The sequence below is a fragment of the Catellatospora sp. NPDC049111 genome, from assembly GCF_040648615.1.
GTDB lineage: Bacteria > Actinomycetota > Actinomycetes > Mycobacteriales > Micromonosporaceae > Catellatospora > Catellatospora aurea.
Genome location: NZ_JBEZEB010000041.1, coordinates 51,253 through 63,636 on the forward strand (window position 1 = coordinate 51,253; position 12,384 = coordinate 63,636).

Consider the following 12,384-nt stretch of genomic DNA (forward strand, 5'->3'; position numbering starts at 1 on the left):
GATGTTCGAGGCGCACCGGCGGGAGCTGACCGCCTACTGCTACCGGATGCTCGGCTCGGCGTTCGAGGCCGAGGACGCGGTGCAGGAGACCATGATCCGCGCCTGGAAGGGCTACGAGCAGTTCGAGGGCCGCTCGGCCGTGCGCTCGTGGCTGTACCGCATCGCCACCAACGTGTGCCTGGACATGCTCGGCAGCGCGCAGCGCCGGGCCCGCCCGATGGACCTGGCCTCGGCCGGCGCGCCCGAGCGGGTCACCAGCGCGCCCGTGCCGCTGGCCGAGTCGGTGTGGGTCGGCCCCGCACCCGACGACCGGCTGCTGCCCGACACCGCCGACCCGGCCGACCTGACGGTGGCCCGCGAGTCGGTCCGGCTCGCGTTCGTCGCCGCGCTGCAGCACCTGGCCCCCAAGCAGCGCGCGGTGCTGATCCTGCGCGAGGTGCTCGCGTGGAGCGCCGCGGAGACCGCCGAGCTGCTCGGCCTGACTGTCGCCTCGGTCAACAGCGCGCTGCAGCGGGCCCGCGCGAGCCTGAGCGCCGCCCACGCGAGCGACGCCGACGTGCTGGCCCCGACCGACGCCGAGCAGGCCGCCCTGCTCACCCGGTATGTGGAGGCGTTCGAGCGCTACGACCTCGACGCGCTCGCGACGCTGCTGCACGAGGACGCGACGCTGTCCATGCCGCCGCTGGACCTGTGGTTCCGCGGCGTCGACGACATCCGCACCTGGATGCTCGGCCTCGGCTGCGGCTGCCGGAGCTCCCGGCTGGTGCCCGTCGCCGCCAACGGCCTGCCCGCCTTCGGGCAGTACCGGCCGACCGAGGACCCCGACCGGCACGAGCCGTGGGCGCTCATCGTCCTGGAGATCTCAGCCGGGCGGATCGCCGGGGTCAACAACTTCCTCGACACCGAGCGGCTGTTCCCGCTGTTCGGCCTGCCGCCCGTGCTCGTGCGCGGCAAGGAGGCCGAACTCGTCGGCTGAGCCGGGAAACGACGGCAGCACGCTGCGCAGTCCGGTCAGCTCCAGCAGCAGCCGCAGGTGCGGACCGGCCCGCCACAGCCGCAGCGAGCCTCCGGCCCGCGCCGTGTGCAGGCGCAGCCGCGCGAGCACGTCCAGCCCGGCCAGATCCGGCCGGGTCAGGGTGCCGACGTCGCAGAGCACCACGAGGTCACTGCCCGGCGGCAGGTCGCGGCGGGCGTCGTCGACCCGGGCGCAGAGCGCGGCCAGGTCCCCCGCGCCCAGCGAAGGGCCGATGACCAGCACCGTGTACGCCTGCCGCACATGCTCGCGCACCGCTGCCTCCTCCGCGGCGCGCCCGCCCGCCGCCCGGTCGGTTGTACGCCTCGTCAGATAGGACGGTCGAGGGCGGCCGAATTCATCGACGCCCCGAGGCGGATCGTGTTGCCGCAGCTCACGGGGCCGACAGAATTTTCTTCCCGGGGGCCGATGAGTTTCGCGGGGCTCGTTCGTCGGAGTGGGTGAGACGGCAGCCGAGCCAACGGGGCGCGGCGCCGGCACCGACCGGAGGTCATCATGAGGAAGATCGTCGCTGGGCTGTTCGTGTCGCTGGACGGCGTCGTCCAGGACCCCCACACCTGGCACTTCCCCTACTTCGACGACGCCATGGGCGCGGCCGTCGGCAAGCTGATGGAAGACTCGGACGTGATGCTGCTGGGCCGCACCACCTACGACGGCTTCGCCGAGTACTGGCCCAGCAGCGAGGACGAGTTCGCGGCCGTCATGAACGGCAAGCGCAAGGTCGTCGTGTCCACCACCCTGCAGGACCCGACCTGGGAGAACACCACCGTCGTCCGGGACTTCGACGAGCTGCGGGCGCTGCAGGCGGAGCCGGGCAAGGACCTCGGCATCACCGGCAGCGTGGTGCTGGTGCGCTCGCTGCTGCGGGCCGGCCTGCTGGACGAGCTGCACCTGCTGATCCACCCGATCGTGGTGGGCCACGGCCAGCGCCTGTTCGATGACGGCGAGACGATCCCGCTGACCCTGGTGTCGTCGGAGACGTTCAAGACCGGCGTGCTGAACCTGGTGTACGCCCCCGCCCCGGCCCCCGAGGCCTGATCCGGCTCCGCGCGGCCTGGGCGTGCTCGGTGCGCCCGGCCGCGCCGGCCGCCTTCTTGTGTGCCACGATACCTAGAACTACTATGCATCACGCTTCTAGGTGTCGGACGTGAGGGGAGCTGGCCGATGGCCGACGATGGTATCGCCGTCAGTGGGTTGACCAAGGTCTACAAGAACGTGCGCGCGGTCGACGACCTGTCGTTCACCGTCAGCCCGGGCCGGGTCACCGGGTTCCTGGGGCCGAACGGCGCGGGCAAGACGACCACGCTGCGCCTGGTGCTGAACCTGGTCCGGCCCACGGCGGGCACCGCGACCATCGGGGGACGGCGCTACGCCGACCTCACCGACCCGATCCGCAAGGTCGGCGCGCTCCTGGAGGCCTCGGGCGCGCACCGCGGCCGCACCGGCCGCAACCACCTGCGCATGCTCTGCGACGCGGCCGGCATCCCCGTCGGCCGGGCCGACGACGTGCTGTCCACTGTCGGGCTGACACCGGCCGCCAACCGCAAGTTCAAGGGCTACTCGCTGGGCATGCGGCAGCGGCTGGGCATCGCCGCCGCGCTGCTGGGCGACCCCGACGTGCTCGTCCTTGACGAGCCCGCCAACGGCCTGGACCCCGAGGGCATCCGGTGGATGCGGGACCTGCTCAAGTCGCTCGCCGACGAGGGCCGCACCGTCCTGGTGTCCAGCCACCTGCTGTCGGAGATGGAGCTGCTCGCCGACGACGTCGTGATCATCGCGGCGGGCAGGCTGGTCCGGCAGGGCACGGTGGCCGAGATCCTCGCGTCGGCCGGGGCCGCCCAGATGCTCGTCCGCACACCTCGCCCGGAGGCCCTGGTCGCCGAGCTGGGCGACGCGGTCACGGCCACGCCGGTCGAGGGCGGAGCGCTGCGCATCGTGGGCGCCGACGGGCCGACGATCGGTGCGGCGGCGCTGCGGGTCGGCGCGGAGATCCATGAGCTGACCGCCGAGCGGCGCGACCTGGAGAACGTGTTCCTGCAGCTGACGGCCGGAAAGGCGGATATCCGATGACCGCGACCCTCCAGACGCCCCCGGCCACGGCCCGCCCGGTGATCCCGCACGTCGGCATCCCGGGGCTCCGGCTCGTCCGCAGCGAGCTCCGCAAGATCACGACCACCAACGCGTGGTGGCTGTTCGGCCTCGCGTCGGTGTTCTTCACCGGGTTCGCGCTGTTCATCAACATGTCCGAGGCGGCCCAGCACATCGAGCGGGCCCGGGACACCGCCGCGGTGTTCAAGCCCGGCCGCGGCATGAGCGCGGCCGAGGCCGCCGCGGCCAGGGCGGAGTTCGCACAGCTGCACGACCTGCCGCTGCAGGCGGTCAACGCGGCCGGCAACATCTTCACCAGCGGCCAGTTCTTCGGCCTGCTGCTGGTGATGCTGCTGGGCGCGCTCGTGATCACGAACGAGTTCCAGTACCAGACGGCGACGGCCACGTTCCTGACCACCCCGCGCCGCACGCAGGTGGTGTTCGGCAAGCTGCTCGCGGTGCTCGGACTCGGGTTCGTCTTCTGGCTCGTGGCGCGGGTTCTGTCGCTCACCGCCGGGCTGATCTTCTTCGACAACCTCGGGCTGACCAACTCCCTGGGCGAGTGGCCCGTGCAGCGGGCGCTCCTGTTCAACCTGGTCGCGTACCTGCTGTGGGCGTTGCTCGGCTTCGGGCTCGGCACGCTCATCAACAGCCAGATCGGCGCGGTCGTCACCGCGATGATCATTTATCTCGGGGGATTCGTCGGCGGGATCGGCGTGTTCAACCTCATCCGGGCCTACCTCATCCAGAGCGACTGGGTGCTGACTTCGGCCGTCATGATGCCGTCGATCGCATCACAGGTGATGGTCTCGCCGGAGAAGCTGTACCCGGAAGCCGCGTCGTGGTGGGTCGGCGTGCTGGTGCTGACCGGCTGGTCGCTGGTCGCCGGTGCGATCGGCATCATGATCAACCGCCGCCGCGACATCGCGTGACGCCGGGCGCGGCGGGCGCTGCCGCCCGCCGCGCCCCGGCCCGCGTCAGTGCGCCGAGACGGGCGTGAACCTGGTGTGGGTCGGGTCCAGCAGGTGGATGCGGCTGGTGGCGATGTCGAAGTACATGCCGACCAGCTCCAGGCGGCCGTCGTGCACGCGTTCGGCGACCCCCGGGTAGGACATCAGGTTCTCCAGCTGCTGGACCACGTTCTGCTGGCAGAGCCGGGTCAGGTGGTCGCCGTCGCCGACCTGGCCCACCCGGTGCAGGCTGGGCTGGGCGTGCCGCAGCCAGCGCAGCAGGTGCGGCATCGGCGCGGGCAGGGTGCCCGGACGCAGCAGCGCGGCCAGCGCGCCGCAGCCGGAGTGTCCGCACACCGTGATGGTGCGCACCTGCAGCACGTTGAGCGCGAAATCCATCGCGGCCGGCACACTGCCGTCGAGGTCGCCGTCGCCGTCCCGGGGCACCAGGTTGCCCACGTTGCGCACGGTGAACAGGTCTCCGGGACCGGTCGACGTGATCATGCTGGGCACGATGCGCGAGTCGGCGCAGGTGATGAACAGCTGGGTGGGCTGCTGGCCGGTGCGGGCCAGCTCGGCCAGAAGCGGGCCGACCCGGCGGGCCCCGTGCCGGTGGAACAGCCGCGCACCCCGGGTCAGGCGCTCCCGGGCGCCGTGCGGCACGGCGCGGTGCACGCGCGGCAGCAGCCAGGCGGTCGGGTGGATCTTCCGGGCCGGCGCGCGCTGGCCGGTGATCGCGTCGGCGTACCAGTTGTGGTGCAGTTCGTGCACCTCGACGGTGCCGCCGCCGCGCTCGTGGCCGGTGCGCCAGTCGTGCAGCGCGGTCACCGCGGCGTGGTCCATGAAGTCGGCGTTCAGCTCGACGCCGACGGCGACCCCCGTGGGCACCTGGGCCAGCGCCCGGCTCAGCCGCGGCACCGCCAGGAAGGTCAGCGAACCCTCGATCGCGACGTGCCAGCCGTGTTCGTCCTGGTAGGCCCGCACGGTGGCGTGGGTGAGCCGCCAGACCGACAGCAGCAGCGCGCACGCCATGCCGACCAGCACCCCCTCGAACAGGCCCAGCACCACCACGGCCAGCAGCGTGAGCACGTACACCGGCATCTCCCTGTGCTGGTGCACCTGCTGGGCGTGGGTCAGGTTGACCATCTGCACGCCGGTGTAGACCAGCAGCGCGGCCAGGGCCGGCAGCGGGATCAGCTCGATCACCGGCGCGGCCACCAGGACCAGCACCAGGATCCACACACCGTGCAGCACCGTGGACAGCCTCGTACGGCCGCCGGCCTTCACGTTCGTCGTCGAGCGCACGATCACCCCGGCCACCGGCAGACCGCCGAGCGCCCCGGCCACGACGTTGGCCGCGCCCTGCCCGGCAAGTTCGCGGTCCAGGTTGACCCGGGGTCCGTCGTGCATCCGGTCGACGGCGACCGCGCACAGCAACGACTCGACGCTGGCCACCAACGCCACCGCGCCGACCGCCGCGAGCAGCGTCGAGGGCGCGGCGTCGGGCCAGATCGGCCCGGCGTCGAAGGCGAGGATGTCGTCGGGGATGTCCACCCGCTGCAGGTCCCAGCCGGTCGCCGCCGCGACGGCGGTGCCGACGACCACCGCCGCCAGCGGCGCGGGCACGATCCCGGCCAGCGTCGGCACGGCCCGCCAGCCCCACAGCACGGCCAGGGTGAGCACGCCGACGAACACCGCCGGGGTGTGGTTGTGCAGCAGTTCCGAGGGCAGCGCGCGCAGGTTGGCCAGCGCCGAGGCCTGCGGGGCGTCGCCGAGCAGCACGTGCACCTGGGACAGGACGATCACGACGCCGACCCCGGCGAGCATGCCGTGCACGATGGCGGGCGAGACGGCCAGCGCCGCCCGCGCCACCCGGGACGCGCCGAGCAGCAGTTGCAGCACCCCGGCGGCGACCGTGATCGCGCACGCCCCGCGCCAGCCGAAGGTGGCCACGGTCTGTGCCACGATCAGTGTCAGGCCGGCCGCGGGGCCGCTCACCTGCACCACGGAGCCGCCGAGGGCTCCCACCACGATCCCGCCGATCACGGCACTGATCAATCCGGCCAGTACAGGCGCCCCGGAAGCCACCGCGATGCCCAGCGACAGGGGCAGTGCCACCAGCACCACCACCAGGGACGCCGGCACGTCCGTCCGCAACCGCTCACGCCATTGTGCGCTCATGTAGACGACCACCTCTCCTTACGCGTTATGCCCACCTCAACTGCGGCAAGCTGAGAAAACGCTGATGGAGAGATCGTCGATCAATATGAGGGAGCGTCCGGGTCGTGCGGCCGGTAGAGACCGAGCAGCAGGCCGTACCGTATGCCGTCGTCCCCGGCGTCAGGAGTGTCCTCGGCGAGGGCGGCCAGGGTGGCGGTGAGGTCCCGGACCTGGTCGGCGGTGAGCCGCAGGTGGCGTAGCACCAGGAACGGGTCCGGGGCGGCCGCGGCGATCTCCGCGCCGAGCGCCTGGAACGCGACGGCCGTGTTCTCCGCCGCCGCCGGGCCGGCGTAGTGCAGGGCGCGGGCCGGGCGGGCGTAGTACTGCTCGGTGCCGCCGCGCACGGTGCGGGTGCCGGCGGGCCGGACCAACCCGGCGTCCACCAGCACCTTCAGGTGGTGCGCCACGTTGCCCTTGTTGGTACGCAGCACCGCCGCGAGCCGGCTGACGGTAGCCGGGCGTTCCAGGGCGAACAGCAGCCGATGCCGCATCGGGTGGGCCAGTGCCTTGAAGTGCTCCAGCGAGGTCACCTGCATGACCGTCTCGTCCGCCGGCCCGGCCGGGCTGTCCTGGTCGGCGGACGCGGGTCCGCTCTGTCCGGTTCGGACCGGCGGATTCTCGGGGCCCGCAGATCCGGTGTCGCGCGGTGTCATGAGTTAAGCGTTAAGAACTCTTGACGCTTTGTCAAGGGACGTGCTTCCCTGGACTCCATGACGACCCCTGAGGTGACCGAACTCGTCGACCGGCTGCGGACCCTGGTCGAGGAGCGCTACGTGTTCCCCGACGCCGCCGCCGAGATCTCCGCCCGGCTGGCCGCCCGGCGCGACGGCTACCCCACCGACCTCACCGCGCTCGCCGCGGAGGTCACCACCGACCTGCAGTCCGTCAACGGCGACAAGCACCTGCGCCTGCTGCACCACGCCGAGCCGCTGCCGGAGCAGGTCCCCGGCGACGACGCGGCGGAGTACGCGGCGATGGCCCAGTGGGCCGAGCGCACCTGTGGCGGGATCGCCGGGGCACGCCGCCTGCCGGGCGACGTGGGCTTGCTGGAGGTCACACCCGTGCTGTTCCCCGCGGTGCTCGTCGGCGACGTGTACGCGGCGGCGTTCACGCTGCTCGCCCCGGTCCGGGCGCTGATCGTGGACCTGCGCGGCTGCCTGGGCGGTGAGCCGTCCGCGGTGAGCCTGTTCCTGAGCTACCTGTGGGACCACGAGCCGGTGCAGCTGACCGGCATGTACGAGCGAGCCACCGACCAGGTGCGGCAGTCGTGGAGCCACGCGCACGTGCCCGGCCGCCGCTTCGGCCGCGACCGGCCCCTGTACGTGCTGACCTCGGGGTCCACCTTCTCCGGCGGGGAGGCGCTCGCGTACGACGTTCAGCAGACCGGCCGCGGCACCGTCGTCGGCGAGCGCACGCGCGGCGGCGCGCACCCGCGGGAGGCCTTCCGCCTGCACCCGCACCTGGAGGCGACGATCTCGGTGGCGCGCGCCGTCAACCCGGTCTCCGGCACGAACTGGGAGAGCGTCGGCGTGTCCCCGGACCTCGCGACGAGTGCCGAGCAGGCCCTGCCGACGGCATACCGGGCCGCCCTGGAGCAGGTCTGCGCCGGGAACGGCCCGTCCGCCGCCGAAGCCCGCACCGCACTCGACGCCGGCGCCCCGCTGTAAGGAAGGGCACCTTCACATCGCTATGTGTTGTGGAAGGTGCCCTTCCTTTCACAGCAGGCGTTGCAGGTAGGACTCCATCACCGGGAGCGGGGCGGCGTGCGGGCCCTCCCATTCCATGTCCAGGAAGGCCAGCAGGTCCGCGGCCGGGTCGTGCTCGTCGAGCAGCGGGAGCAGGGCGTCGGCGGCTTCCTGGCCGTACGTGATGAGCAGGTTGACGCGCAGGTAGCCGAAGTCGTAGCCGGGCGCGCCCCGGGACGCGTTCGTCCAGTCCACGATGCCGGTGAGCCGCCCGTCCTGCCACAGCGTGTTACCCGGGTGGTAGTCGCGGTGGATCAGAGTGGACCGCTCGGGAGGCGCGACGGCCGCCCCGGCGGCGATCGCCCGCTCCCACAGTTCGGGGCGGGTGCTGGACCGTGGCGGCCGCGCGGCGGCGAGCACGACGTACGGCTCGAACGGGGCGACGCCGCCGCCGTCTACGGAGTGCACGGCCTGCGCGGCGGCGACGAGCTGGTGCAGCATGCCCGTCGTCGGCGGCGGCCCGACATCGGCGCGATGGGTGGCGCTGGGCAGCATCGTGCCCGGCAGCCAGGTCATCAGCAGCGCCGGGAAGTCGGTGTGCGCACCCGAATGGTCCACCGCGACGACCTCGGGCACGGGCAGGCCGGTCCCCGAGAGGGCGGTCAGCGCGGCGACCTCGTTCGCGGGCGTGAACCACGGGTCCTCGACCTGCCAGCCGGGCCGGCACCAGCGGCGTAACGCGTAGCGCCGCCCGTCGGCCGTGTCGACGGCGCTGACGGCATGGGCGATGCCGCCTCGCAGCGGTGTCACCGCGGTGATCGGCGCGCCGAGGACCTGCCTGAGCCACTGCACGGTCTCGGGCGTCGGCGTGGGATACGCGTTCACGCTCCTACGATCGCAGCACGGGCAAGCCGGGCCGTGATCGATACGGTCCTGGTCGCTTTCGTCCTATTGGTCACGCGTGGGGCACGGCTTCACCGCCGTACCGACGCTCAAGATCTGTTTTTGTGGACGCTGGACGCCCCTATAGGGGCACCTGGCGTCCACAAAAACAGATCTTGGAAAACCCCCTGCGAAATGATCGGCCGCAGGCCGGTGGGTCGTGTGGGGATCGCCTACTGTGAGCCTCCACCGATCCCAGGGAGCGCCCGTGACCGACCCCCGCCCGGCCTCTGACACGCGCATGTCCGGGCCCGCCTGGTTCGTGCTGGCGCTGTGTGTGCTGATGCTCGCCGGCGCGGTGTGGCTGATCACGATGCCCGAGGAGGACACCGACGGGAAGCCGGTCCCGCAGGACCAGGCTGCCGCCGAATGCCTGGCTCTCGGTGATGGCCCGGAGCCGCGCGGCACGCCGGTCCAGCGCCTGGCCATGCAGGTCGGCGACGACTGGCTGCGGATGTACGTCGCCGACGATCCACACTGGGTCCGGGTCTGCGAAGGCAACCAGTACGGCCACTACCAGGGCTTCGGCTCGATCATCGAGGAACCGCCCGCGCAGGGGCTGCATTTCTTCGGCGGCTGGGATGCGGTGGCCAAGGCGAAGGTCCTGATGGGGGCGCTGCCCGCCGGGGCGACCGCGATCGAAGCCCGGCTGGTCTCCGGTGAGGTGCTGCGCGGCACGCACGACGGCGTCTACTTCGCCATCTGGTCACCGGACGCGACCGTGGAGGGCGCCACGGTCACCGCGACCGGCACGGACGGCAAGGTGATCGCCAGCGCGCCCGCGCCGGTCGGCTGAGCTACAACCGGAACTCCAGATCGGCCGGCACGACCGCGACCTCCAACTGCGCCTTCTGCAACCGCCCGGAGTAGTCCCAGTTCAGCGCCTGCCAGCGGGTGAACTGGTCGAGCACCCACATGCCGGACTGGCGGCTGCCGTTGCCGGAGCGGCCGTTGCCGCCGAACGGCAGGTGCGCCTCCGCCCCCGAGGTCGAGTTGTTCACGCTGACCATGCCCGCCCCGATGCCCCGCCGGAACGCGAACGCCTTGCTCGGATCGGTGGTATAGATCGCGCTGGACAGCCCGTACCCGGGCGCGTTTGCCAGCTCGATCGCCTCGTCGAGGGAGCCGTAGGCGGTCACGCCGACCAGCGGGCCGAACGTCTCGTTGTCGAAGATCGCGTCCCCGGGCCGGACCCCGTCCACGATCACCGGGTGGTAGAACAGGCCGGTAGTGGGGTCGCCGACGAACCCGGCCCGGGGGTTGTCCACCGTGATCCGGCCGGTCGCGCCGAGCACCCGCTGCCCACCGGAGATCCAACCCAGATATTTCTCGTACGCCGTCGCGAAGCGCTCGTCCAGCATCGGCCCGTAGAGGACGTCCCCGGTCGGGTCGCCGATCGCGGCGGCCGCCGTCGCCGCGGCGAAGCGGCGCAGGAACTCCCCGTGCACCGACTCGTGCACGATCGCGGTGCCCAGCGACGTGCAGCGCTGCCCGGCGGTGCCGAACCCGGCGAACAGCGCGCCCTCCACCGCCAGGTCGAGGTCGGCGTCCTCGGTGACCACCATCGGGTTCTTGCCGCCCAGTTCCAGGCACGGGCTCTGCAGGTGGCGGCCGCACAGCTCGCCGATGGCACGGCCGACCTCGGTGGAGCCGGTGAAGCCGACCTTCTGCACCAGGCCTTCGTCCAGGGCCTGGGACAGGCCGGTGAAGGTCTCCGGGCCGTCGGCGTGCACCAGGTTGAGCACCCCGGCGGGCAGCCCGGCCCGCACGAACAGCCGGTAGAGGGCGTCGGCGGCGGCCGCGGCGTACGCGGCGGGCTTCCACACCACGGTGTTGCCGCACAGCAGCGCGGGCACGAGATACCAGGACGGCACGGCGACCGGGAAGTTGCCCGCCGTGATGATCATCGCGGTGCCCACCGGCTCGCGGAAGGTGAACAGCTGCTTGTCCGGCATCTCCGACGGCACCGTCTGGCCGTACAGGCGGCGGCCCTCGCCGAGGAAGAACCGGCAGGTGTCGACGATCTCCTGCACCTCGCCGCGCGCCTCGGCCAGCGGCTTGCCGATCTCGCGGGTGACCAGCCGGGCCAGCGCCTCGGCGTTGGCCTCGACCAGCGCGCCGATGTTCGCCACGACCTGCCCGCGGACCGGCGCGGGCACGCCGGCCCACGCGCGCTGCGCGGCATGCGCCGACCGGGCCGCCGCGGTGACGGTCGCCGGGTCGGCGAGCACGACCTGGGCCACGGCGTCGGCCAGGTCGGCAGGGTTGCGGCTGTCGAGCATCCGGGCGGCGGCGGTGACCGGCGCGCCGTCGATCATCGAACGAAGCATGCCAGCATCATGCCCCCGCGTGCGGGCTCCGCCAAGGTCCGGCTCGGCACGGTGGTTTCGTGTGAGAATGTGCCGATGCAGCGAGTAACAGGTATCGGCGGTGTCTTCCTCCGCGCCCGCGATGCCGAAGTGCTGCGTGCCTGGTACGCCACCCACCTCGGTATCGATGTGAGCGAATGGGGCGGGCACACCTTCCGCTGGCACGCGGGCGGCACGACGGCCTGGACGGTCCTGGAGAAGGACACCGACTACATGGGCGACCCCGACCAGCCGTACATGATGAACTTCCGGGTGGACGATCTGGACGCCATGCTCGCCCAGCTGCGGGCCGCCGGCGCCAGGGTCGCCGAGGAGGTCGAGGACGGGGAGTTCGGGCGGTTCGGCTGGGCGTACGACGCCGAGGACAACCGCTTCGAGCTGTGGCAGCCGCCGCGCGGCCGGTGAAGGCGTTCCTCACCGGCGACCGGGTCTGGCCGACTGGCTGGACCCGGCTGCACGTGTACCTGCTCCCGGACCTGCGGCAGGATCAGGGCCTGGCCGGACTCGTCCGCGGTTGCCGGGCGGCCATGGCCCCGTTCGGCTTCCTGTCCCCCGTGCCGGACCCGTGGCTGCACGTCACCGTCCAGCCCGTGATGGGCATCCCCGCCGCCGAGATCGGTCCCGGCGAACGCGACAAGCTCACCGCCCGGCTCACCGAGGCGCTGTCCGACGTGCCCGCGTTCACCCTGACCGCCGGGTCCGCGCTGGCCAGTGTCTCCGTCGTGCTCGCCGATCTGGACGGTGACCTGCCCGGCGAGCCGCTGCACACCGTGCACGCCCGCACCCGTACGGCGATCTCCGACGTGCTCGGCAGCGAAGCCGTCGCCTACCAGGCGATGCCGGGCCACCTCACGCTCGCGTACGGCACCGGGTCCGGCGACTCCGGCCGGGTGCAGGCCGCCCTGCGTCAGGTGCGGCCCGGCCACGCCGCGCTGACCGTACGCGAGGTGCACCTGGTCGACGTCGCGCAGGACACCCGGGCGGCCGGATACCGGTGGACGCCGGTGGCCCGCATCCCGCTCGCCCGCCCCTGACCGGCCGTGATACCGGACCCGAGGCGGAGGTCGCGCGTCGGGCCGCCGCCACTGACGTGGGAT

Annotated in this window: 13 protein-coding genes; 8 read left to right on the forward strand and 5 right to left on the reverse strand. The window is 72.4% G+C overall.

The genetic code is table 11. From position 1 onward, the window contains the following. The first annotated feature begins 1 nt into the window (after position 1). Positions 2–976 (forward strand): sigma-70 family RNA polymerase sigma factor, encoded by a 975-nt coding sequence (locus AB0B66_RS35200; protein WP_360538277.1) that lies wholly within the window; start codon positions 2–4, stop codon positions 974–976. Here AB0B66_RS35200 and AB0B66_RS35205 read toward each other — a convergent pair. Further along, positions 863–1,288 carry an STAS domain-containing protein gene (locus AB0B66_RS35205; protein ID WP_360538219.1) on the reverse strand — a complete coding sequence of 142 codons (426 nt, stop codon included), beginning with the start codon at positions 1,286–1,288 and terminating at the stop codon, positions 863–865. The genes AB0B66_RS35200 and AB0B66_RS35205 overlap by 114 nt on opposite strands. 240 nt (positions 1,289–1,528) lie before the next feature. On the opposite strand from AB0B66_RS35205, the gene AB0B66_RS35210 reads away from it, so the two are divergent. The 3 genes from AB0B66_RS35210 to AB0B66_RS35220 all read left to right on the forward strand — a co-directional run bounded on the left by AB0B66_RS35210 (position 1,529) and on the right by AB0B66_RS35220 (position 4,053). After that, positions 1,529–2,071, forward strand: a complete 543-nt coding sequence (locus AB0B66_RS35210) for a dihydrofolate reductase family protein (protein ID WP_360538221.1) — start codon at positions 1,529–1,531, stop codon at positions 2,069–2,071. Between the two features lie 126 nt (positions 2,072–2,197). Next, positions 2,198–3,103, forward strand: a complete 906-nt coding sequence (locus AB0B66_RS35215) for an ATP-binding cassette domain-containing protein (RefSeq protein ID WP_360538223.1) — start codon at positions 2,198–2,200, stop codon at positions 3,101–3,103. Next, a complete protein-coding gene (locus tag AB0B66_RS35220) occupies positions 3,100–4,053 on the forward strand; it encodes an ABC transporter permease (protein ID WP_360538225.1) in 954 nt (317 codons plus the stop codon). Before AB0B66_RS35215 ends, AB0B66_RS35220 begins: the two co-directional genes overlap by 4 nt. Before the next feature lie 45 nt (positions 4,054–4,098). Here AB0B66_RS35220 and AB0B66_RS35225 read toward each other — a convergent pair whose 3' ends face one another. Together AB0B66_RS35225 and AB0B66_RS35230 are read right to left on the reverse strand one after the other, a co-directional pair. Beyond that, positions 4,099–6,252 carry a SulP family inorganic anion transporter gene (locus AB0B66_RS35225; protein WP_360538227.1) on the reverse strand — a complete coding sequence of 718 codons (2,154 nt, stop codon included), beginning with the start codon at positions 6,250–6,252 and terminating at the stop codon, positions 4,099–4,101. A gap of 80 nt (positions 6,253–6,332) precedes the next feature. Then, on the reverse strand, positions 6,333–6,944 hold the full coding sequence (locus AB0B66_RS35230) for a helix-turn-helix domain-containing protein (RefSeq protein WP_360538229.1): 612 nt from the start codon (positions 6,942–6,944) through the stop codon (positions 6,333–6,335). A 57-nt stretch (positions 6,945–7,001) separates the two neighbouring features. Here AB0B66_RS35230 and AB0B66_RS35235 point away from each other — a divergent pair, with 57 nt between their 5' ends. Next, positions 7,002–7,958, forward strand: coding sequence for a S41 family peptidase (locus AB0B66_RS35235; protein WP_360538231.1), 957 nt, complete (start codon positions 7,002–7,004; stop codon positions 7,956–7,958). Positions 7,959–8,006: 48 nt separating this feature from the next. Here the strand turns inward: AB0B66_RS35235 and AB0B66_RS35240 are convergent, their stop codons facing one another. Then, positions 8,007–8,861, reverse strand: coding sequence for a phosphotransferase (locus tag AB0B66_RS35240; protein ID WP_360538233.1), 855 nt, complete (start codon positions 8,859–8,861; stop codon positions 8,007–8,009). Positions 8,862–9,126: 265 nt separating this feature from the next. On the opposite strand from AB0B66_RS35240, the gene AB0B66_RS35245 reads away from it, so the two are divergent. After that, positions 9,127–9,714 (forward strand): hypothetical protein, encoded by a 588-nt coding sequence (locus AB0B66_RS35245; RefSeq protein ID WP_360538235.1) that lies wholly within the window; start codon positions 9,127–9,129, stop codon positions 9,712–9,714. A gap of 1 nt (position 9,715) precedes the next feature. On the opposite strand, the gene AB0B66_RS35250 is transcribed toward AB0B66_RS35245, so the two are convergent. Next, positions 9,716–11,248: an aldehyde dehydrogenase family protein gene (locus tag AB0B66_RS35250; protein ID WP_360538237.1), complete on the reverse strand. Its 1,533-nt coding sequence runs from the start codon at positions 11,246–11,248 to the stop codon at positions 9,716–9,718. Positions 11,249–11,323: 75 nt separating this feature from the next. Here AB0B66_RS35250 and AB0B66_RS35255 point away from each other — a divergent pair, with 75 nt between their 5' ends. Together AB0B66_RS35255 and AB0B66_RS35260 are read left to right on the forward strand one after the other, a co-directional pair. Continuing rightward, complete coding sequence (locus AB0B66_RS35255; protein ID WP_360538239.1) at positions 11,324–11,692, forward strand: VOC family protein; 369 nt, start codon at positions 11,324–11,326, stop codon at positions 11,690–11,692. Next, positions 11,668–12,321: a 2'-5' RNA ligase family protein gene (locus AB0B66_RS35260; protein WP_360538241.1), complete on the forward strand. Its 654-nt coding sequence runs from the start codon at positions 11,668–11,670 to the stop codon at positions 12,319–12,321. The genes AB0B66_RS35255 and AB0B66_RS35260 overlap by 25 nt, the downstream gene beginning before the upstream one ends. The last annotated feature ends 63 nt before the right edge of the window (positions 12,322–12,384 follow it).